Origin of the sequence: Dyella sp. (genome assembly GCF_036384435.1) — a bacterium.
GTDB lineage: Bacteria > Pseudomonadota > Gammaproteobacteria > Xanthomonadales > Rhodanobacteraceae > GSA-30.
In genome coordinates, this window is the sequence record NZ_DASVMI010000080.1 from 21,386 (window position 1) to 41,938 (window position 20,553).

The 20,553-nt window shown below is 59.8% G+C and carries 16 protein-coding genes; 9 read left to right on the forward strand and 7 right to left on the reverse strand.

Annotated features, from left to right (window positions below):
• Positions 1-159: 159 nt before the first annotated feature.
• Positions 160-1,329 carry a molybdopterin-synthase adenylyltransferase MoeB gene (gene moeB / locus VF436_RS07490; protein ID WP_330903382.1) on the forward strand — a complete coding sequence of 390 codons (1,170 nt, stop codon included), beginning with the start codon at positions 160-162 and terminating at the stop codon, positions 1,327-1,329.
• A 28-nt stretch (positions 1,330-1,357) separates the two neighbouring features.
• Here the strand turns inward: moeB and VF436_RS07495 are convergent, their stop codons facing one another.
• The gene (locus VF436_RS07495) at positions 1,358-2,482 is read right to left on the reverse strand and encodes an NAD(P)/FAD-dependent oxidoreductase (protein ID WP_330903383.1); all 1,125 of its coding nucleotides are present in this window, start codon (positions 2,480-2,482) and stop codon (positions 1,358-1,360) included.
• Positions 2,483-2,570: 88 nt separating this feature from the next.
• Here VF436_RS07495 and VF436_RS07500 point away from each other — a divergent pair, with 88 nt between their 5' ends.
• Both VF436_RS07500 and VF436_RS07505 read left to right on the forward strand, forming a co-directional pair.
• A complete protein-coding gene (locus VF436_RS07500) occupies positions 2,571-3,257 on the forward strand; it encodes a TetR/AcrR family transcriptional regulator (protein ID WP_330903384.1) in 687 nt (228 codons plus the stop codon).
• Between the two features lie 295 nt (positions 3,258-3,552).
• Complete coding sequence (locus tag VF436_RS07505) at positions 3,553-3,852, forward strand: hypothetical protein (protein ID WP_330903385.1); 300 nt, start codon at positions 3,553-3,555, stop codon at positions 3,850-3,852.
• A 121-nt stretch (positions 3,853-3,973) separates the two neighbouring features.
• Here the strand turns inward: VF436_RS07505 and VF436_RS07510 are convergent, their stop codons facing one another.
• Positions 3,974-4,546 carry a GNAT family N-acetyltransferase gene (locus VF436_RS07510; protein ID WP_330903386.1) on the reverse strand — a complete coding sequence of 191 codons (573 nt, stop codon included), beginning with the start codon at positions 4,544-4,546 and terminating at the stop codon, positions 3,974-3,976.
• Positions 4,547-4,615: 69 nt separating this feature from the next.
• Between VF436_RS07510 and folD the strand changes: the two genes are divergently transcribed.
• From folD to VF436_RS07540, 6 genes are all read left to right on the forward strand, one after another.
• Positions 4,616-5,470, forward strand: coding sequence for a bifunctional methylenetetrahydrofolate dehydrogenase/methenyltetrahydrofolate cyclohydrolase FolD (folD, locus tag VF436_RS07515; RefSeq protein WP_330903387.1), 855 nt, complete (start codon positions 4,616-4,618; stop codon positions 5,468-5,470).
• Between the two features lie 76 nt (positions 5,471-5,546).
• Positions 5,547-7,004, forward strand: coding sequence for an IMP dehydrogenase (gene guaB, locus VF436_RS07520; protein WP_330903388.1), 1,458 nt, complete (start codon positions 5,547-5,549; stop codon positions 7,002-7,004).
• 145 nt (positions 7,005-7,149) lie between these two features.
• A complete protein-coding gene (gene guaA / locus VF436_RS07525; protein WP_330903389.1) occupies positions 7,150-8,736 on the forward strand; it encodes a glutamine-hydrolyzing GMP synthase in 1,587 nt (528 codons plus the stop codon).
• A gap of 301 nt (positions 8,737-9,037) precedes the next feature.
• A complete protein-coding gene (locus tag VF436_RS07530) occupies positions 9,038-10,294 on the forward strand; it encodes a tyrosine-type recombinase/integrase (protein WP_330903390.1) in 1,257 nt (418 codons plus the stop codon).
• A gap of 60 nt (positions 10,295-10,354) precedes the next feature.
• Complete coding sequence (locus VF436_RS07535; RefSeq protein WP_330903391.1) at positions 10,355-10,630, forward strand: hypothetical protein; 276 nt, start codon at positions 10,355-10,357, stop codon at positions 10,628-10,630.
• Positions 10,631-10,634: 4 nt separating this feature from the next.
• On the forward strand, positions 10,635-11,159 hold the full coding sequence (locus tag VF436_RS07540; RefSeq protein ID WP_330903392.1) for a DNA-binding protein: 525 nt from the start codon (positions 10,635-10,637) through the stop codon (positions 11,157-11,159).
• A 15-nt stretch (positions 11,160-11,174) separates the two neighbouring features.
• On the opposite strand, the gene VF436_RS07545 is transcribed toward VF436_RS07540, so the two are convergent.
• The 5 genes from VF436_RS07545 to VF436_RS07565 all read right to left on the reverse strand — a co-directional run bounded on the left by VF436_RS07545 (position 11,175) and on the right by VF436_RS07565 (position 19,739).
• Positions 11,175-11,486 (reverse strand): helix-turn-helix transcriptional regulator, encoded by a 312-nt coding sequence (locus VF436_RS07545; RefSeq protein WP_414649826.1) that lies wholly within the window; start codon positions 11,484-11,486, stop codon positions 11,175-11,177.
• Between the two features lie 172 nt (positions 11,487-11,658).
• On the reverse strand, positions 11,659-15,054 hold the full coding sequence (locus VF436_RS07550; RefSeq protein ID WP_330903394.1) for a DEAD/DEAH box helicase: 3,396 nt from the start codon (positions 15,052-15,054) through the stop codon (positions 11,659-11,661).
• Positions 15,041-15,814, reverse strand: coding sequence for a Hachiman antiphage defense system protein HamA (locus tag VF436_RS07555; protein ID WP_330903395.1), 774 nt, complete (start codon positions 15,812-15,814; stop codon positions 15,041-15,043). The genes VF436_RS07550 and VF436_RS07555 overlap by 14 nt, the downstream gene beginning before the upstream one ends.
• 110 nt (positions 15,815-15,924) lie before the next feature.
• Positions 15,925-17,658: a UvrD-helicase domain-containing protein gene (locus tag VF436_RS07560; protein WP_330903396.1), complete on the reverse strand. Its 1,734-nt coding sequence runs from the start codon at positions 17,656-17,658 to the stop codon at positions 15,925-15,927.
• Positions 17,655-19,739: an ATP-dependent endonuclease gene (locus VF436_RS07565; RefSeq protein WP_330903397.1), complete on the reverse strand. Its 2,085-nt coding sequence runs from the start codon at positions 19,737-19,739 to the stop codon at positions 17,655-17,657. The genes VF436_RS07560 and VF436_RS07565 overlap by 4 nt, the downstream gene beginning before the upstream one ends.
• Between the last annotated feature and the right edge of the window lie 814 nt (positions 19,740-20,553).

Sequence of the window (20,553 nt, forward strand, 5' to 3'; positions counted from 1 at the left end):
ATCGCCGCAATACCCATCGCCGGTGGGAGCCATGTCAGTCGCGAAGCGGTCGCCGCTTGCAGGTTTCAAAGCCCCTGGCGGCCAATGAATCGTGATTTGAGGGCTTTGTGTGGCGTGCGGCGCCCTCACGCTGTACCCGGCAGGCGTAAACTAGGCGCCATGACCACCCCCCTCAATCGCGAAAGCTGGCTTGCAACCTTGCGCCAGCAGGTCGAAGAAATCCCCCCCGTTGAAGCCCTCGCGCGTCAGGCCCGGGGCGCCCTGCTGATCGATGTGCGCGAAGACGACGAGCGTGCCACCGGGCTCGCTACCGGCGCGCTCGGCATCTCGCGTGGCTTCCTTGAACTGCGTATCGAGCAACAAGAGCCCAGCCGAGATCGCCAGGTGCTGCTGATGTGCGGCAGCGGCCAGCGTTCTCTGCTGGCCGCCGAGGCACTGCAACGCATGGGCTATACCCAGGTGGCCTCCGTTGCCGGTGGCTTCGGACGCTGGAAGACCGAGGGCTTGCCCGTCAGTGCCGGCACACTCGATACCGACGCAGCCGAGCGCTACGCGCGCCAGTTGCGCTTGCCACAAGTCGGCCAGGCCGGCCAGGCCAAGCTCGGGCAGGCCAAGGTGGCGTTGTTAGGTGCAGGTGGCCTGGGTGCGCCTGCCGCGCTCTATCTGGCTGCCGCCGGCATCGGCCAACTCACCTTGATCGATGACGATCGCGTTGAACGTTCTAACCTGCACCGGCAGGTGGTGCACGCCGATGCGCGCGTGGGCATGCTCAAGACCGAATCAGCCAGGATGGCCTTGAATGCTCTCAATCCGCGTATCAACGTAGTGCCGTATAGCGAGCGTTTGCAGGCGCACAACGTAGAACGTCTGCTGCAAGGCCATGACCTGGTCGTCGATGGCTCCGACAATTTTCCCGCGCGCTATCTCATTGCCGCCGCCGTGCAACGCCTGCGTCTGCCGATGATCTATGGCGCGGTGGAACGCTTTACCGGACAGGTCAGCGTGTTCGATCCACGGCGCGTCGACTCGCCATGTTATCGCTGCCTGTTTCCTGAGCCCCCCGCCGCTGCCGATGCCCCCAATTGCAGTGAAGCGGGTGTTCTTGGTGTGCTACCTGGCATCGTGGGCCTGCTGCAAGCCACCGAAGCACTCAAGCTGATCCTCGGCATCGGCGAACCGCTGGTCGGTCGCCTGCTGTCTTTCGACACACTCGGCATGCGTTTTCGCGAAACCCGCTTGCCACGCGATCCGCAATGCCCTGGTTGCGGCCCGCAAGCCCAGTTCACCGGATACGAAGACATCGTGCAGTGGTGCGCGGCAGCCGGTTGATGGATCGACAGTCAATGCGGTTCACGTTTCAGCCGGCCAACTGCAGCATCGCCACCAGGCTCCGGGGCGCGTCGTTGCCAAAACAGATCTCCTGCAATGCATGGGCGTCCATCGCCTCGGCCGCGCTGCGCGCAAACAGCGCTCGTTCGTAGACCGTCAGGGCTGCCTCGATATCGCCAGGGTGGGTTGCGATCGCCTTGCCCAGCTGCGCGCCGTCGTACATCGCCAGATTCGCACCCTCGCCGGAAGGCAACATCAAATGCGCCGCGTCTCCCAACAAGGTGACGCCGGCCACGCGATCCCAGCGATGCTCCACCGGCAGCGTATGCAGCAAGCGTAAAGCCGGGGGTGTTTCGCCATCGGTGATCAAGGCACGCAACGCCGGTGCCCAGCCATCGAACTCCTTGGCAATGCGTGCGAGGGCTGTCGCCGCGTGCGAGAAATCGATATCGGCCATCCATGCCTGCGGTTTGCGCAGCGCTACATACGTGTGCAGCACGCCCCCGGGTTCGCGGTGCGCCATGATCCCCTTGCCGGGCATCGTTGCAGACAACGAGCCGCCACCCACCATGCGAGCCACCGCCGGATGCCGGTTGTCGCTGTCGAGCAGATAAGTTTCGACGAACGCCATGCCGGTGTAGACAGGCGTAGCCTTGGAAACCAGCGGGCGTACGCGCGACCATGCGCCATCGGCTCCGACCAGCAGTGACGCGCTTGCCTCGGAATCGTCGGCAAAACGCAGTGTGTGCCTACCATCGCCATGCGGCATCACGGCCGTGAGCTTGCAGCCCCAGCGAATGGCATTGACCGGGAGCGACTCGATCAGGACGCGGCGCAGTTCGCCGCGCGGGACCTCCGGACGGCCGCCATGTCCGTCATCGGGCTGGTCGAGCAGCACATGGCCCTGGCTATCGAGCACGCGCGTCGCCTGGCCGCCTGCGTGGATGATGCCCTGGAAGGCTTCGAACAGCCCCGCATCCTTCAACGCAAGCTGTCCGTTGTGCTCGTGAATATCGAGCATGCCGCCTTGAGAGCGTGCATCCGGGGACGCCTCCGCCTCGTACACCGTCGAGGCCACGCCATGGACGTGAAGCACTCGCGCCAGCATCAGCCCACCCAGGCCGGCACCCACAATGGCAATGGTTGGAGTCATCGGAGAGTTTCCCTGGCGAAGTTCGATGCGAATGGAACATCATTCCATTTAGCTTGGAACGCCGTTCCACGTGTGTCAAGATGCATGTATGGCTAACAGGACCGACAGTTCCCAGCGTCGCGGCGAGTCGCTTTCGCGCGACCGCATCATCGAAGCGTCTATCGAGATACTCGATACCGGCGGGGAGGGCGGTCTTACGTTTCGTGCCTTGTCCGAAAAGCTCGCCACCGGGCCCGGCGCTATCTATTGGCATGTGGCCAACAAGAATGATTTGTTGGTGGCTGCCTGCGATGTAATCGTGGCGCGCACGATGCAGGCGTGCATGGCAAAGGCCTCGCCGGAAGACACCATTCGTGCCATTGCCCTTGGCATGTTCGATGCCATGAATGCACATCCCTGGGTGGGGTCGGCGCTGGTGCAGGCATCGGGTCAACTGCCCGGCGTGCGTATTGTCGAAGGCCTCGGCCAGTCGCTGCGTGCATTGGGCGTGCCCGATGCCGCGCAATGGCCCACGGTCTCGGCCTTGCTTAACTATATTCTCGGTGTTGGTGGCCAGAACGCCGCCAATACGCAATTCGCTATCGCCCGGGGCCTGGAGCGATCCAGCTTTCTGCATGCGACATCCACGACGTGGTCGCAACTAGATGCCGATGCGTATCCCTTCACCCGCAGCATGGCCGCGCAATTACCCGCGCATGATGATCGTGCGGATTTCATGGCAGGTATCGAGATTTTTCTCAGCGGCGTGAAGAGCTCGGGTGCGCGATCACATTGAAGTCGCTCCTACGACAGAAGCGTGTGACTCTTCGGATTCAAGGCGATATCGTCCCATCGCACAAACTCCGTCTGTAGTTCTCTCGTCGATACGAAAAAACGCCGCGATTTGCGGCGTTTTTGCATCCAGTACTACAGCTTTTTGCCGCGATTTGTGGCATGTTCGGCGTGTCGCTCGTGCATCACTTCAAGACACGATCACGAGCGACACTGCGATGAGCAGGAAGCGCGGGCCGCATGGGCTGGTACCCCACACGACCCGCTAACCACAATCAACTTAACCACAGGAGTTGTTCATGGCTGACGCCGATGATACGGCACGCGCGAGCTCAAAACTTCCCATTGAGCTGACTTCTCTCTCCGATGAGCAATCACGGCCACCCAGCACGCTAGAAGATGTCATGCGTGGCTCCCTGGCGCTGGTTCGTACGCTGTCCTATTGCGTGGCCGCTCGCCATCCCTCGCCCAACCGGCCGCTACCTGCGAACTGGTATGAGGCGCATGGGCTTGTCGAGGGCCTTGCCGCTGCGCTGGAGATCCTGGACGAGAGAGCTGGGGCGCTACGCCAACAGATGATAAGGAGCCAAGCCACCTGATACGGCCAGGTGCACGAAGCAGAGAGCCGGGTGGGGCAGTCTTAAGGCCGCCTCACCCCTCTGAACCGTGCATGGCCTGTCAGGCGGCTTGGCCTCACCCATCGCCGGATGCGTGGCCCGATCACCTGGGCGAGGTGAGGTCGTCCGCCACCAGGCCATAGATCACGGCATCCTCCGCGTTGCCGTGCAGCACCACGCGTCGCCGTGCCACGCCCTCACGCTGCGCGCCCAACCGCTCGGCGCAACGTTGGCTGGCCAGATTGCCCGTGGCGGCCACGATTTCGATCCGGTTCAACACCAACGTCGCAAAGCCGAACGTTGCCACCGCGCGGGCAGCACGCGAGGCGTAGCCTTGGCCCGTCGCCGAGTCGCGTATCCAGTAGCCCAGATTGGCACGCCAGTCGCGGCGATCGATCTGGTTCAGGCCGGCGCCGCCGACCAGCTGGTCCTGGGCATCGAATACCGCAAACGCATAGTGGTCGCCGTCGTCCCAGCCCTGCTGGCAAAACGCGATCCAGCGCAATGCCTCGTCCAGGTCGTAGTCGGCATGGCACCAGGGCAGCCAGCGACCGACACCGGCTTGCGACTGACGTACCGCCTCCCACAAGGCCGGGGCATAGGCCTGTTGCCAGGGCCTTAGCATCAGTGGTGGGGCATCGAGCGGTTCGGGAACGAGTTGGGGCTGAACGGGCATTGTCATCGCGTTTGTGCGGCCATCGGGTAGCCAGGATAATGTCGCGCTTTGCAGGCTAAGGAAAACCCCATGACCGCGCGCATCCTCGATGGCAAACGCATCGCCCAGGAACTGCTGGACCGCATCGGCAAGCGCGTGGCCGAGCGCCAGGCCAAGGGTCTGGACGCGCCGGGACTGGCCGTGGTGTTGGTAGGCACCGACGCCAGTTCGGCGGTCTATGTGCGCAACAAGCGCAAGGCCTGTCACCAGGTGGGTTTTCGTTCCTTCGACTACGACTTGCCGGCAAGCACCAGTCAGGACGACCTCTTCGCGCTGATCGATCGGCTGAACGCCGACCCGCAAGTGCATGGCATCCTGGTGCAGTCGCCATTGCCCGAACATATCGACGAAGACGCCCTGGTCGATCGCATCGATCCGGCCAAGGACGTGGACGGCTTCCAGGCCATCAATGTCGGCCGGCTGGCACTGCGTCGCTTTGGCCTGCGTCCGTGCACGCCCAAGGGCGTGATGACTTTGCTCGGCCACACCGATCGCCCGGTGCGCGGCCAGCATGCCGTGGTCGTGGGCGTTTCCAATCACGTCGGTCGTCCGCTGGCGCTGGAGCTGCTGATCGCCGGCTGCACCATCACCTGCTGCCACAAGTTCACGCAGGGGCTGGAGCAATTCGTGCGTCAGGCCGATATCGTCATCGTGGCGGTGGGCCGACCAGGCCTGGTCAAAGGCGAATGGATCAAGCCGGGCGCGGTGGTGATCGATGTGGGCATCAACCGTCTTGATGATGGCCGTCTCATTGGCGACGTGGCATTCGACACCGCCGCCGAACGCGCGAGCTGGATCACTCCCGTGCCGGGTGGCGTAGGCCCCATGACGGTGGCCACGCTGATGGAAAATACCCTGGAGGCAGCGGAGGCGAGGGCGGATTGACGCATCTCGCGCTTGATGGTGTGGCGCAGCATCGGGATGGCGCGTATAATCCTCTCTTTGCAGCGGGACTTTTCGCATGCGTATCCTCGCCGAGGCTCTCACCTACGACGACGTCTACCTCGTTCCGGCCCATTCGGCCGTCCTCCCTCGCGACGTAGACACTTCAACCCGTTTAACGCGTAGCCTTCGGCTGAACATCCCGATCGTTTCGGCGGCGATGGACACGGTCACCGAGGCTCGCCTTGCGATCACCATGGCGCAGAGCGGCGGCATCGGCATCATCCATAAGAACATGACCGCCGATCAGCAAGCCGCTGAAGTACGGCTGGTCAAGAAGTTCGAAGCCGGCGTCATTCGCAGCCCGATCACCGTGGGGCCCAACACGTCCATTCGCGAAGTGCTGCAACTGACCCGCGCCAACAATATCTCCGGCGTGCCGGTGGTCGATGGCGAAAAGCTCGTCGGCATCGTCACCAGTCGCGACCTGCGCTTCGAGCGCAAGCATGATGACCCGGTGCGCAACATCATGACGCGGCAAGAGAAGCTGGTCACCGTGCGCGAGGGCGCCGACCAGGACGAAGTGCTCCAGTTGCTGCACAAGCACCGCATCGAGAAGGTGCTGGTGGTCAACGACGATTTCCAATTGCGCGGCCTGATCACCGTCAAGGACATCCAGAAAGCCCGTGACAATCCCAATGCCGCCAAGGATCGCAACCAGCGCCTGGTGGTTGGCGCGGCGGTCGGCGTGGGTGGCGATACCGAACATCGCGTCGCCGCCCTGGTCGATGCCGGCGTGGATGTCATCGTGGTCGATACCGCGCACGGTCATTCGCAGGGCGTGATCGAGCGCGCCGGCTGGGTCAAGAAGCATTATCCGCAAGTGCAGGTCATTGCCGGCAACATCGTCACCGGTGAAGCCGCGCGCGCCTTGCTCGATGCGGGCGTGGACGCCGTCAAGGTCGGCGTCGGCCCGGGCTCCATCTGCACCACGCGCGTCGTTGCGGGTGTGGGCGTGCCGCAGATCACCGCGATCGATATGGTCGCCACAGCGCTGAAGGACGAAATCCCGCTGATCGCCGATGGCGGCATCCGCTACTCCGGCGACATCCCCAAGGCACTGGCCGCTGGCGCATCCACCGTGATGCTCGGTTCCATGTTCGCTGGCACCGAAGAATCGCCCGGTGAAGTGGAGCTCTTCCAGGGCCGTTCGTATAAGAGCTACCGCGGCATGGGTTCGCTTGGCGCGATGGCGCTTGGCTCCAAGGATCGCTACTTCCAGGATGAAGCCGACGCCGACAAGCTGGTTCCCGAAGGCATCGAAGGTCGCGTGCCGTACCGTGGCCCGCTGCGCAACATCATCCACCAGTTGATCGGCGGCTTGCGTGCCTCGATGGGCTACCTGGGCGCCGCCACCATCGACGACGTGCGCAACAACGCGCAATTCGTCAAGGTGACCTCCGCTGGCGTCACCGAAGCGCACCCGCATGATATCCAGATCACCAAGGAAGCGCCGAACTATCGGCTCAATTCCTGATGTTTGCGAGTCCCTGCACTCGGGAGCCGGGACTGGCAAAGCCATGACAAAACATCGGCGCGATCAATCGCGTCGATGCATCACGTTTTCCATGACGGGGCAGGGACCCGAGTCCCGAGTCCCGAGTCCCGAGTCCCGAGTCCCGATGACCACAAACATCCACACCGACAAGATCCTCATCCTCGATTTCGGCGCGCAGTACACCCAGCTCATCGCGCGCCGCATCCGCGAAATCGGTGTCTATTGCGAAATCTGGGCGTGGGATCACGATCCATCCGAGATCGCCCACTTCGGTGCCAAGGGCATCATTCTGTCCGGTGGCCCCGAATCGACCACCGTCGCCGGCGCACCCAAGGCGCCGCAGGAAGTCTTCGATGCAGGCCTGCCGATTCTGGGCATCTGCTACGGCATGCAGACCCTGGCCGCGCAGTTGGGTGGTGCGACCGAGGCGGCCGATGCGCGCGAATTCGGCCATGCCACCGTCGACATCGTCGCCGAGGACAGCCTGCTCAAGGGCCTTACCGATCATCCGGCCGACAAACCGGCGCTGGATGTGTGGATGAGCCACGGCGACCATGTCGCCATGGCGCCGCCCGGTTTCACTATCACCGGTCGCACCGACCGCGTGCCGGTGGCGACCATGTCCAACGAAGAAAAGCGTTGGTACGGTGTGCAGTTCCACCCGGAAGTCACGCACACCAAGCAGGGCGAGGCGCTGCTGCGTCGCTTCGTCGCCGACATCTGCGGCTGCCGTACCTTGTGGACCGCTGCCAACATCATCGAAGACCAGATCGCCCGCGTACGCGAACAGGTGGGTGACGATCAGGTATTGCTGGGCCTGTCCGGCGGCGTCGATTCCTCTGTGGTCGCCGCGCTCCTGCACCGTGCCATCGGCGACAAGCTCACTTGCGTGTTCGTCGACACCGGCCTGCTGCGCTGGCAGGAAGGCGACCAGGTCATGGCCACCATGGCCCAGCACATGGGCGTCAAGGTCATCCGCGTCAATGCTGCGCAGCGCTATTTCGATGCGCTCGCTGGCGTCAGCGATCCGGAAGCCAAGCGCAAGATCATCGGCGGCCTGTTCATCGAGATCTTCGACGAGGAATCGGCCAAGATCACCCAGGCCAGCGGCGGCCAGGTGAAGTGGCTGGCCCAGGGCACGATTTACCCCGATGTGATCGAGTCGGCCGGCAGCAAGACCGGCAAGGCGCACGTCATCAAGAGCCACCACAATGTTGGCGGTCTGCCCGAGCACATGAAGCTCAAGCTGGTCGAGCCACTGCGTGAACTGTTCAAGGACGAAGTCCGCCGTATCGGCGTGGAGCTGGGCCTGCCGCGCGACATGGTCTACCGCCACCCGTTCCCAGGCCCCGGCCTTGGTGTACGCATCCTGGGCGAAGTAAAGCCCGAATACGCCGAAATCCTGGCCAAGGCCGATGCGATCTTCATCGAAGAACTGCGCCGCTGGGACCTCTACGACAAGACCAGCCAGGCCTTCGCCGTCTTCCTGCCGGTCAAATCCGTAGGCGTCGTTGGCGACGCCCGTGCCTACGAATGGGTCATCGCCCTGCGCGCCGTGGAAACCATAGACTTCATGACCGCCCACTGGGCCCACCTCCCATACGATTTCCTTGGGCGGGTTTCCAACAGGATTATCAATGAGCTACGCGGTGTTTCTCGCGTGGTTTATGACATTAGCGGCAAGCCACCGGCTACGATCGAGTGGGAGTGAATTAACGTCCTTCGGGGACTATCGCCAGTTATCGAGAAATTGCCGTAACGTGTTGATTTAAAAAGAAATACGTCACGGCAGCTATCGGTGGCTATCGCCGGCCAGCAGAACAGGTTGGCGGTGGAAGTGGCGGTAAGAACCGGAGGCCGGATTAAGACCCTCCCGTTTACTATCCAGACCAAACCGGTCTTTGACGGTAAAAAGCTCCTAGGGAAAGCTTGTTTCATGCGGCTTTCCGGGCATCAGCGGGTCTCCTGACCCATGACGGTAAAAGCCGTCACGAACTAGGAGAAAAACCACGATGCTTACCGACACCGCACTGCGCAATCTCAAGCCTAAGTCCAAGATTTATAAGGCTTCTGACCGGGACGGGATGTACGTGACGGTATCGCCTACCGGTACCGTCACCTTCCGCTACGATTACCGTCTGAATGGCCGCCGTGAAACCCTGACCATCGGCCGCTACGGGCCGACCGGTATTTCGCTAGCTCTTGCCCGTGAAAAGCTGATCGACGCCAAAAAGGCCGTCGCTCATGGCAAGTCCCCCGCGCTGGAGAAGCAGCGCGAGAAGCGCCGCCTGACCGCTGCCAAGACATTCGGCGAGATGACCGAGAAGTGGCTGGCCGGCGCCCGGATGGCCGACAGCACCAAGGCGATGCGCAAGAGCATCGTCGATCGGGACATCTTGCCGGCTTTCGAGAACCGCCAGCTCAACGAAATTACCGCCGACGACCTGCGAGCGTTGTGTAACAAGGTGAAGGAGCGCGGGGCCCCTGCCACTGCGGTGCACATCCGCGACATCGTGAAGCAAGTCTATGCCTTCGCCATCCTGCACGGCGAGAAGCTGGAGAACCCCGCCGCCGACGTCGGTGCCGCGTCGATCGCGACCTTCGTGCCAAAGGATCGCGCCCTGTCGCCGCTTGAGATCCGTCTGATGGCGCGACAGATGGAATCGGTGGCGACCTATCCGACCATTCGGCTGGCGCTACGCATGATCTTGCTGACGCTGGTGCGCAAGAGCGAGCTGATCCAAGCCACCTGGGATGAGGTTGATTTCGAGAACGCGACCTGGACCATTCCGAAGCAGCGGATGAAGGGGCGCAATCCCCATGTGGTCTATCTCTCGCGCCAGGCCCTCGACATCTTCGTGGCACTCCACACGTGCGCGGCCGGCTCCAAGTTCGTGCTGCCGTCGCGCTATGACGCCGACCGCTGCATGTCGAATGCGACCCTCAACCGGGTCACGCAGATCGTGGCGGAACGAGCCAAAGCCGCCGGCCTGCCGTTGGAGTCGTTCACCGTCCATGACCTGCGCCGCACCGGCTCGACGCTCCTCAACGAAATCGGCTTCAACCGCGACTGGATCGAAAAGTGTCTGGCCCATGAGGACGGACGTTCTTCGCGCTCGATCTATAACAAGGCCGAGTACGCCGAGCAGCGGCGTCACATGCTGCAGGAGTGGGCCAACATGGTTGATGCCTGGATCGGTGGGCAGACCTATGTGCCGAAGCTGATGCCAGAAAACGTCGTCGTTCCGACGTTGAGCGCAACGGTCTGACAGGGTGAATGGGTTGTCACTTGACAACCCATTCAATCATCCCCATACTGGAGATCACTGATGGCCCGTTCGTCTCATCCGAAGAAAGAGGTTGAGGAAGCTCTCAGACATGCCGAAGGGCAGGGCTGGCGCGTCGAAATAGGCGGCAGCCATGCCTGGGGGCGGATTTACTGCCCGTACAACGACGAGGAATGTCGCTGCGGCGAGTTCTGCATCACGTCGATTTGGAGTACACCAAAGAACCCCGGCAACCACGCCCGCGCTTTGCGGCGTGTCGTGGACAACTGCACCACGCATCGCAAGCAGCGCGAGGCCGGTGACGATGCCAAGGAGTAGCGCGATGGAATACACCTTCACCTTGAAATACCAGCTTGCCGACGACGACCGCGACCCGGACGTGCTGGTTGAGCGCCTGGGCGAAGCCGACTGCGACGATGCCTTGGTCGGCATCGGCCAGCCGGGACGGCTGGCGCTGGAGTTCACCCGCGAGGCAGCCGACGCGGAGACTGCCGTGCGTAGCGCGTTGGCTGCCGTGCGCACTGCCATACCGGCGGCCAAGCTGATCGAAGTCGCACCCGATCTGGTCGGGCTGACCGACGTGGCCGATATCGTGGGTGTTTCCCGGCAGAACATGCGCAAGCTCATGCTAGCGCATCCGGGCAGCTTTCCTGCTCCGGTGCACGAGGGCAGTGCGTCGATTTGGCACCTGGCCGACGTACTGACCTGGTTGCAGGCCAAGGGCAGCTATTCGCTGGCCAAGGACGTGCTGGATGTGGCGCGGGTAGCCCTGCAGGTCAACGTAGCGAAGGAGGGCCAGCGGTTGCCGCGATCGGCATCCAAGGAACTACAGGCCCTGGTCGGATGAGGCGCATCGCCGGCATCATCCTTCGCTCGAACCCGTCCGAACAGGGCGGGTTTTTCGCAGGTGAACATCCGGTTTCGAGACGCCCGAGCGCGGTACCTGCTTTCGTTGCTCGACCCATGCTTCTACTTCAGCCAAGTCCCATACGACACAGCGAGGCGTCAGATTGAAGCGGCGAGGAAATTCCCCGCGGCGCTCCATTTCGTAGATCGTTGTATCGGCAAGGGGGATGATCTGACGTAGTTCGCCACGACGGATTGTTCGCCGGAAGGGAAGGGAGCTATGGCTGGGAAACTGCGGCAGTGCCTCGTACGCTGCCGTACCTGGCAGCGGAAGCGCGCGACTAAGAGAGGCCTCTGAGGTCGGCACTCCGTGTGACCTATTTTTCACGTTGAACTCCATGGATGCGGTGCATGGAGACATGGTGAATTTCCATACCTATCGGCACAACCTGTTGTAGCGTAGATGAGTCCTTCTTTACGCCCGTGTCAGGCTATGAAACCTAGTCTACCCAACGCGCTTGGCCTCGTCCGACGCGGCGAATGCTGACGCTTGTTCCATTTTGCAGCGGTTCGACTTCGAATAGGCTTGGGGACTCCATCTGAAGCTTTTGCCTGATCGTCGTCAGCTGCGAAAAATCTGGCGTTGCAATCGACACTTGGCCATCTTGCGAATCGACTTCAATACGTAGCGGAACTGCCGAGTCTGTCGCCCATTGCATTGTCCATTCCTGTAACGCCCACTTGCCGTCTACGCTTGAAAGGACGTCGCGCCGGAACTGCTGCCAGATCGCATGCGTTTCAAGCGTGGGCCATCCAGGAATTTGGTCGAAGGCTGCCACTTCTGCCGATCGTAGCCAGGCTTTCATTTCCGCGCGATTCGTGAACCCGGGCGCAAGCTGCTCTACAACCGTCTTGGCGGCAACCCGCGAGGGCAGCCCGGCTCGAACAAGCATGGCCATGGCATTGGATGGTAGTCCGGCTTCAAGGCACGCGGCAGCTGCCCCTTCGACGGGCAGTTCTGATTCGCCTCCATTGATGCGCCGATTCATCCGGAGGGCTTCAATCGCCCAGACCAGGCGATAGACAAACGCATCGTCTACGACGCGCATTCCCTCTTGGCCGATGGCCGCTACCTCTTGACCTCGCACCCATGCGCCCAACAACTCTCTCCAGTTCGCTGGCAAGGGATCGTCTGGGACGAAAGGGCGGATTGCAAGAAGCAGCTCCCCTATTCCAATGAGAGCAGCGATCAGGACATCTGCGTCACTGGCAAGGGCAGCCGCATCGCCACGGTCAAGAAGCGCGGTCAGATCAGCAGCCAACGCGTCGATGGCAAGGCCCGATTCCAGGCCCACGCCCATCGCGAACTGCCCTTTACGTTGTGCGACCGTTGTCTTGTTCCAAATGAGCTGTGTTCTGCTGAGGAGAATCCATAGTTGCTTCTGCTTTTCGACGCCGTCAAGGCGGGCGAGTTGCCTTGCCCAAAGTGAGCCCGCAAGGGCTTCATCGAGCAGTCTTGGCAAATCCGTGCTTTCCGCGTCAAGCGCCTCGATTAGCCCAAGGACGGTTGCATCCAGCCGCTCGATGAGGCTCTCCATTGAATCTGACTCCAGCTCCCCATCTGCTGCCTCGGGGAACCAAGCCTCTTGCGTGCTAGAAAGGTATTCCATGGCGTCCCCACGCGCAAAAACACCCGACGTCGCGAGGCGCCGTATAACCTCGTTGACTACGACAATGATGCCGCTCGAGAGTGACCGAGCCTTGGCCGACATAACCAACTCTCTCCATCGCTGGTGGCGCCAATCCTCCGGTTGATGCATTACGTGGATCACAAGCCCTTCAAGATCTACGAATGCGCGGCCGGCCCGTCCCGCGACGTTGGCAAATTCCTCACCCGTGATCAGAGTTCCCGCCCTATATAGATTCGGTATCAGAAGCACCGCCGCATTAAGATTCAGGCCTTGCGCCAAAGTGGGCGATGCCACGGTGACGCGTAGAACGCCTGCGGCAAGCAGTGCCTCCACTTCGCGCAGGAAGGGCCCGGGGAGCCGCCCATGATGAATTGCAACGCCGATGGCTAGACAGCGTACTGCTGGATGCTGGGCCCCAAGCCACTCCCTGCCTACGGCGATGGCACGTTCGACCTCCTGGGCATTGGCGAGCAGGGAAGGCAGAAAGCCCCGTCGTTGCAAGTCCAGTGCAGTCTCCGCAAATCCTTCAACATGATCTCGCTGGGTGCAAAAGACTAGTGCTCGCTTTCCTTGCTCGGAGAACCTCCAAGCTGCCGCGAGCGTAAGTTCCTTGTTATCCCTTGGAAATGCAGTTCGACGAGGACGAATGGGTGGAGCCTCTGGGACAAAGTGTCGAATGAATGGTCCATCTTGCTCAAGATCGAAACTCAGCCGCGCGGAATTTCCGAGCCAGGATAAGGTGCCAAAGCGCTGACGCGTCGGCCGCCAACTAGACTGGATCGGATCGCCAGGCGTGTCACTGCGAATCCACGCAGTCAGATCGTTGAGCTGATCACCCGCCGGCAGAATCGCTGAAAGACAAACGATCCGGCGGTCACCATGGTCAGTGCGCCGCAGTAAGCGCTGCACCAAATTCTCATAGCGGATCTCGCGTTCGCTTGGGCCTATCAGATGCCCTTCATCTAGGACTATCAAGCCGACATCATCGATGATGCCGGGGTCGTTACGCAGCGCAAAGTCCAACTTCTCTGGCGTGGCTATGACGATGCTCTGTTCCCGCAGCGCATCCTCGTCAGTTCCCGCTATACCGCTGCTTCCATACAGCGACGAGACGGAAAATCCAAGAGGTGTGAACGTCTTGCGGAAGGAGCGTTCGGTTTGAGCCGACAGCGCTCTGAGTGGCGTCACTATCAAGACGCGTTGACCACACGCCAAGGTCATCAACGCAGCAATCTCTGCGATCCGCGTTTTGCCCGCGCTCGTGGGGAGCGCGACCACTAGGTCGTCGGACACATCGACGGCTCGTTGTGCTGCTAGCAGTTGAGAGGGCCATAACTCAACCTCCGAGGATTTCCGGCTGTACAGTTCGGACACAAAGAGCTTCCTGAGCTGCGTATAGTCTTGCGAGCCTTGCGGCCCTTCCGAGGGAAGCACCTTGTGCAGACTGCTTGACCAAAGGTCGTCTATCAGGTTCGCCGTGATTCGAAGAATCCACCAAAGTGACACTGCGCTTGCCGTCTTACTCAACGAAATCGCCCGCCTCAACAGGTTGCGCGCTTCTACGACGAGCGACTCTTGGCCAGTTTGCAAGGCAAACTCAAAGAACACCAGTGCTCTGAACATTGTCGATGTCGCGACACGCGAGACGATCTCGTCGGGGTCAAGCTCTCCCTCGGCCGCAGCTCTGGTGATTCCCTCGTCGCGGTTCGCTGGGCTGCTAAGCCACACCCTTGCACGTTGGCCAAGGCCTTGAAGGTCGCGCATGATTAGGAACGCGAGCGCATCCTCGGCAGGCGAACGGTTCTGATCAACCTGCGCTTGCGTCAGGAGCGAAAATGCCAGCGCTGAGTAGTTGGCCAAGTGATAGGAGGCAGCGCCTGCTGTTCGATAGAACCCGCGAGAAGCGTCAGCCTGTGAGCCGTTCTGAACCAATGCCTCAAAGGCCCCACCTGCCTGTACGAAGCCTTTTCGCCAAGTTTCTGCATCGCCTCCAAGCTCGCGTAGCGCCAAGGAAGCGCGTAGTACCGAAAAGCCATAGTCTGCGAGATCGGAATCGATCCCTTCGCTGAAAGCGGGAGCGTCCGGTGGCAAGTTTCCTTCGTGGCGTATCAGAGCTCTTGCTTGACCCCGCGCCTGCAGGCGACCTCGATATCCGTCTCGCGTGATGTCACGCAGAAATTCGGTCAGTTCTTCATTCGTTTCCAAGTGCCAGGGCCCTCTCGTAGCAGGCTTGGATGAATGCCTGGTGGTCTTCTATGCGCAGATGCGCAGAAAGATGGGGGCGAACCATATCCGCCGCTGCAAGGTCATCGTGTAGTGCCTGAGGCGTAGCGTTGCCCGATAAGGTGAACAGCATATGACTGGTTCGCCCGGGGGGCGCCGCTCGACTGGCGACTTCGTTGCGAATGCGTCTTCCCATCTGCCGACGTTCGCCTTCGCCCTCCATGAGTCGATCCGCGACGAAAAGCAGGGATGTTGCCGTAGGCCTGCCATCGTCTCTAGACAACGCTTCTCGCGCCTCCAAAATGGTGGCTTTGGAAAGGTTTTCGCGACTCTTCGACTCGCCTTTCAAGAAGTGCAGATTGTTTTGGTCATCAAGCTTTAGGCCGACGAAATCATCGCCGCGCAACGCCATCTCTCGACCATCCTTGTATCGCAGGCGGCGGATCGGAACGTTGAAGTCAAGATGTTCCTCGACCAACTCAGTCGCGAGGATCTCGCCAAGCTCTCCCGACCGTGCGCGTGCTGAGCGCGGCATGCGCTCAGCCAAAATTGCAGCCGCGCCCGGATATCCCAACTCACGGACGTCTTCAGCTATTGCGTCCAGATTGTCGTAGTGAGAGCGAATTCGAGTATTGAGGGTGGCTTCGACGGCAGATCTTCCTCCGTCTCTCTCGGATAAGCGCCATAGCTGCTTGCTGTCTTGCTCATGAACATTTCTGTCGCACCAAGGTATATATAGCATTCACAAGCTCCGAATTCTTTTCCCAACGCTCTGCCGAGCCGTGCGGGGAATCAAAAAATCAACTCGATGGTCGGATGATGTCAATTCCTTTTCTCAGCCCGAGCGTCGCCTCATGGCATCACCTTAAGTTCTTCCACATTACCGGCCCCGAATAGATGGTTGACTGCTTCGAGCGCAGGGCAGGGAATGGTCTGGGTCGCAAGCACAGCGAGCCGTGTCATAGGGCGCGAAATAGAAACGTAAAAGAGATTGCGGGCACGGTAGAAACCTTTAGTATTCTTGGCGTTCAACGCCTTTGTGTGAATCAGTTCAAGAAGCTGCGGCCAGTTATAGTGATTCCAACCACCTCCAAGTACGACGAGAACGTTTTCGAACTCGGCCCCTTTAACGCTGTGCTGTGTCGCGAAGGGGGTCTGCTTCTCAATGAACCTGACTACCTCGCTGACTTCTCGATAAGGAATGTCCCGCAACTTGCTGTAGCGTTGCAGTGCGGATGCCTCCTCGGGGACTGCAGCACCATCCAACGCCTTAAGTTCTTCCTCGCGCCGCGAAACGCGGTCAGGGGGAGACGGTCGTTTGGTTGCTTGCAAACAGTCGATGACTTGACCGATCGTTCCCTCTGTTCGTAGCTTCTGGAGAGCATCCATATCGCGACGCCAATTCGCCTTATCCTCATGTTTGGCAATCGCGGGACCAGAACCAAGAACTTTGAACATTTCTCCATAGCGCGAAGAAGCATAGGCCGCGCACATCGGCTCGACAACCTCGGCGAAGAATTTGATCGTCGGATCTTCTTTCTTTGCGAAAAGGTCGGTGCGGCCGCTGAATATTTCTGCGATATTTGGATAGCCTTGCTCCGCAGCCAAGACGTTGTGAGTGAGCATAAGTACTTTCGTCTTGCTCATGTCCCACCCTTCGGCCTGAAGACGCTGCGTCAAAGCCTCCCGGGTCTTTCGCGCCAAGTCTGGTGGCAGATCCTCTTTGGAGTGCCTGTCACTCGTTCGCTCGCCTCGGTAGGAATTGGTATGAAAGAACCTTGCTTCTCCCTTTGCTCCTGGGTCATGAACAGCCTGCTGTAATTCAGGGCGCAGGTTGTTGAGTACATCTACGATGGCTGGCGCCGATCGGAAGTTTGAGCCTTTAGCGATCTCTTCGATTGGGTACTGCGCCAACTCATACTCGCTTCGATAAATGGTTTGCCAGTGATCCCCGAAGAGTCCAACAAGAGGACCGGTTGCGGGCTTCAAGAAATTTTCTGTTATCGACTCCATGAACTCGCGATGCGTGTCCTGGTACTCGTCGATGAAGATTACTGGAAACTGTTGGCTTAAGATGCGCCTGAATTTCTCCTGATAGAGGAGCTTCGCCATCAGCTCTGGGATGTCATCGTGGCTAAGCGTTATCCTGTCTGCGTCGATTCCAAAAAAACCGAGGTCGTACTCCACCGGTTTTGTACCGAATCCGCCGCCTTGATCGATCTTCTCCTTTCGCTCCTCCATCTCCGACAAGCTGTCTCTCAACGCCTTCTGAAACTGGCGTAAAAAGGCCCATGAGAACCCATGGATGGTGTCGACAAGGATTGCAGGATGATCCTCAACTTCCTGTGCGATCTCGTTTCGCGCCACCTCGGTGAAGGTGATACAGGCAACCTTTTGCCCGGATTGAACGAGCGCAGGTCCACGCTCTTTAATGAGCCGTTTCAGGGCAGCAACCAAAGAATAAGTCTTGCCTGCACCCGCACCGGCCTCAAGCCTAAAGCTGCGGCCTGCGTCAAGGGCTTTGTCGATTTTCAGCTGCGCCTGTTGCGCTGCCTCAAGCGCGGGATTCTCAACTTGGCCTGTCATACGACCACCGGGGCGTTCTTCACCTCATGGACTTCTGCTGGCGGTGGCGGCGGCTCAGATAGCCACACGAGGCCCTCCTCGATGTATCGCGGCACTTTCCACTCTTTTTCGCGAATCGCGAACCGCAACGCGGTATCTGCTTTCGCGAGTCCCTTTGCGATGTCCCATGCTTCGGTTGCCTCGTCTTGCTCCTCGGGCCATTCGAATCGATCCGGGTTGGCGAGGACGAGCGCGTCTTCATAGCTTCGTGCGCAGGTGGCAGTCTTGGGGTCCTCTGGAATTTGATACGCGATGCGGCGGCAACCACTGATCTTTTCTTTTGCAGACTTGGCAAGCAACTGAGCCGGCGAGATCTGCCAACCGTCCGCATCCTCCGTATTAGACGGCCGAAACCAATCCTTGATCGCGGCATTTGATGTGCGCTGGCCTTCAGCGACAGGGCATTTCTCCCAGGTAGTGATCATTTTTCCTTTCTTGTTCTCCTTCTCAACTGGCTTGGTTGAATCCAAATCCGTGACGACCAGCGTCTTGAGCTCAAGGAAATCGAGCAAGGGATAAAAGATATGAGCGTACGCTCCACCGACCTCAACGCAGGTGACGTACTGTCTGGCCAACTTGTTTTTGTCGTCTAGTGACTTGTCCACGAGCCCGGACAGCCGCGGCATCAGAAGTCGTTCAGTGGTTCCCTCCACCATGATCGCTTTATCGGCAAAGTAGAGATCACATTTGGTCAATGTCATGTACTGATGTAGGAAGTCCTGGTCATCAGAGGGTATATTTGCCATCCCCTTCTTGAAGTCCTTGACCTTCGTCTGCCGCGTATTCGGCGTCGCAGGCAACTCGTTCAAGAAATAGCGTACGGCCTCAAATGAGGCGGCATTCGCCACGTGCGGCGAATGTGTCGTGATCACAAATTGCACCTTCCACGCGGGCTCGTCCGGGTAGCTGGCTGAGAGTTTCTTGATTGCGATGTTCAGTTGGTTGATGAACACTTCTTGCATCTGAGGATGCAAGTGAGCCTCTGGCTCTTCGATGAAAATCAAGTGGGTAACAGGACGAGTTGGCTTTGCGCGATAGATCTTGTGGAAGCTCTCAAGCTGCAACAACATATAAATGAGGTTGCGAGTCCCTAGTCCGTTGTAGCCCTCCGGAAGATGAACTCCGTCTGCGCCAGCGTATACCACCCTTGTGTGGTCCGAAAGAAGCGCCTCAACGTTGAGCGATGTTTCGGGCCTTAGCTCGGTGTCATTGAGACTTGGGAAGCCTAGGACTTCCATCGTCGGAAGGAGCTTCTTCAGCATTGCGTCAAAGTCTCCTTGAACCCCGCGTTCGATCTCTTCCACGGAATTTTTTAGCTTCGCAGCTAGTTCTTGATCGGCGGCGGCGGCTGTTGGCGCCGTGGCTGTCTTGAAAAGCGTACTCAGTAATTTTCCGATCACGTCAGCGTCGCCTTGGCTAGCGTGATCGAGCGTGCGCTGTGCTCGAACGAAATTGCATTGAACAAGGGCCGAAAGTGCAGAGACCCCTTCGAATTCACGTCGATTGGTTTCATCTGTCGGATCGATGGCGCTGACGTGTATGGAATATGCCTTGGGAATCGTGTCACGCAATGACCTGAGGAAATGGCCGTTTCGTTCTACGCCGTCCGCGGGCGTGGGGACGTCGAGCAAGATATGGAGTGTTGCCAGCGTCGGCTTGTATTCCACACGTACCAGCGCCTTGGTGGAGGTGACATCCAAGTCGATGACAAACGGAGCAAGGGGCCCCAAATTCGGTGCGGTGGTGTTGTATGCGAATGTCAGAGTGAGTGCGATCTTCGGAAACGCCGCGAGCACATCTTCCGACTTCGCTCCACTTTCCCTCAGCGTCCTCGCTTGGAAGAAATGCGCCCGTGAAACAGCAGAGAAGTCCTCTAACCGGAAGCGAGCTCCGCTTTGCCCAATAAAGCGATCGAAGACATCGGTGAGGGAGGTCTTTCCGCTATTGTTCCGGCCGACTATCACTGTCGAATTTGGCTCCAGCATGAGCTCAACATCCTGGAGTAGTCGGAAGCCTTCGACCCTGACCTTCTCAATTCGCATTTAAGCCCCCGCACTTTTTGTAATTAGTACATGAAGCATACACGCGAGTGCCATTTTTCGTCCAATTAGAAGAATGGTGTCGGGTCCTAAAAGCGCATGCCGTTTTGCGGGCCATGCAAAAAGACAGAAGAACAGAAGCGAGACTTGCCCAACGGTTTTTCGCACTGCGCGGCATAGGCGTTTCTCGGTTCGATACTCTGCGAGTCAGCAGGCGGTAGAAGAGGGGATTCGCGCGCTGGGCAGCGCCATATTTCGCATGTGGTCCTTTCCCTCGGTGAGGACAGTCCCTACAGGTTTATTGCTTTTTGGAAATGCAGGGCGAATCGTCCTTGCTCCCTAATATCGGTTGCAGTCCATTTTACCTAGGGCAAGCTTCTTCCTACGCGAGGTTTTGTCGGCCGGATCGCTCTTAAGTAACTCTACGCTTCGGGCGTCCCCGGCCAGTAGATGGCCGGTCGCGCTGTCGTGCTGCACATCGAGCCACCTACGGCGTCTCGCCCCTGACGGGCTTCCATCGTTCCCTCGCTCCGCTCGGCTAACGCCTACGGCCCGGCTTCCAGCTTCGGGCCTGCGCGCTTCGCTTGCGTGCGGTCTGCACATCGAGGCGGCCGTTGCCATGTCCAGCCGTCTCCCCTGACTTCATCACCTTGTCCGCGACTGTAGCCCGCGTCCGTGTGCCGTCAAGGCTCGCAGGGCCGTGTCCTCGGCTACGCCTGCGGGCCGCACCAACCCTGCGCTTTCTTCCTTGACGGCACCCGTCCGCGCGCTCCTGACCGTCGCGGGCGATGAACTCAGGAAAGACGGTGGCAACAGG